The organism is Micromonospora sp. NPDC049201 (assembly GCF_055586805.1).
In genome coordinates this window covers 1-1,831 of the sequence record NZ_JBVJHM010000042.1, presented here as the reverse complement: position 1 = coordinate 1,831, position 1,831 = coordinate 1, and the positions used below count along the sequence as shown (strand labels likewise).

The following is a 1,831-nucleotide window of genomic DNA, read 5'->3' as shown; positions in this document are numbered from 1 at the left end:
TCCGGGATGGATGGGGTGGTGGAGTTCTCGTTGGATCTGTTCGACCGGACGGTGGTTGCCGATCTGGTCGACCGGTGGCTGCGGGTCCTGACCGGCCTGGTCTCCGGAGACGCCGGAGCCCGCCTGTCACAGTGGGACGTCGTGTCCGCGGCGGAACGTGCCGACCTGCTGCGCTGGGGCGACGGCGGCGACAGCCAACCCGCGCTGTCCCTGGCCCAGATGATCGCCCCACACGTCAACGCCCAACCCGACGCCCCCGCCGTCACCGCCGGCGACCTGACCCTGACCTACCACCAACTGTGGCAACGCGCCGGCGCCCTGAGCACCCAACTCACCACCGCCGGCGTCCGCCCCGAAACAGTCGTCGGACTCCTCCTCCCCCGCGGCATCGACCTCATCACCGCAGCACTCGCCGTCTCCCAAGCCGGCGGCGTGTTCACCCCCCTGGACCCCACACTGCCCACCCCACGCCTGCACACCATGATCACCCAAGCCGACGTCCACATCGCCGTCACCGACCACACCACCACCCCACTGGCCACCACCCTCAACCTCACCGCGATACCCGCCGACGACACCCCCACCGAACCGACCGAACCCGCCGACGTCGTCGCCCCCACCACACCACACGCCAGCGCCTACATCATCTTCACCTCCGGATCCACCGGCCAACCCAAAGGCGTACGCGTCCCCCACACCGGACTCACCTCACTGGCCCACACCTTCCACACCCGACTCGCCCTCGGACCCGACTCCCGCGTCCTACAACTCTCCACACCCAGCTTCGACGCCTGGGTCATGGAAATCCTCATGTCACTACCCCACGGCGCCACCCTCACCATCGCCCCACCCGGAATCATCGCCGGACACGACCTCAGCGACCTCCTGCACCACGCCCGCATCACCCACACCCTCATCCCACCCACACTCCTGGCCACCGTCACCCCCACCCCCCTACCCCACCTACGCTGCCTCCTCGTCGGCGCCGAAGCCTGCCCCGGCGACCTCATCCACCACTGGTCCCCCAACCGGCTCATGATCAACGCCTACGGACCCACCGAAACCACCATCGCCGCCACACTCTCCGACCCCCTCACCGGCAACACCACCCCACCCATCGGCCGACCCGTCACCGCCACCCACCTCTACGTCCTCGACAACCACCTCAACCCCGTAGCACCCGGCGTCCCCGGAGAGCTCTACATCGCCGGAGCCGGCACCGCCCACGGCTACACCAACCAACCAGCCCTCACCGCCACCCGATTCATCCCCGACCCCCACAGCACCACCGGCGCCAGAATGTACCGAACCGGCGACATCACCCGATGGCGACCAGACGGACAACTCGAATACCTCGGCCGCACCGACAACCAAATAAAAATCCGCGGCTACCGCATCGAACTCGGCGAAATCGAAACCACCCTCAGCACCCACGAAAACATCAGAACCGCCGCCGTCACCACCACCCCCGACCACCAACTCATCGCCTACATCGTCCCCCAACCCCACACCACCATCGACCCCGACACCATCAAAACCACCCTCACCCAACACCTACCCGACTACATGATCCCCCACCACATCATCACCCTCGACCAGCTCCCCACCACCCCCAACGGCAAACTCAACCACGCCGCCCTCCCCCCACCCCAACCCACCACCACCCACACACCCCACACCACCCGCACACCACACGAAGAAATCCTGTGCGGACTCATGGCCGACATCCTCAAACAACCCACCCTCACCCCCACCGACAACTTCTTCGACCACGGCGGACACTCCCTCCTCGCCACCCGCCTCATCAGCCGCATCCGCAGCACACTCGGCG

The 1,831-nt window shown here is 67.0% G+C and carries 1 protein-coding gene; it reads left to right on the top strand.

Annotated elements, in window-relative coordinates:
* Positions 1-18: 18 nt before the first annotated feature.
* Positions 19-1,831 (top strand): non-ribosomal peptide synthetase (locus ACZ6O5_RS31250; protein ID WP_465981925.1); only part of this gene is annotated, 1,813 nt, incomplete at its 3' end.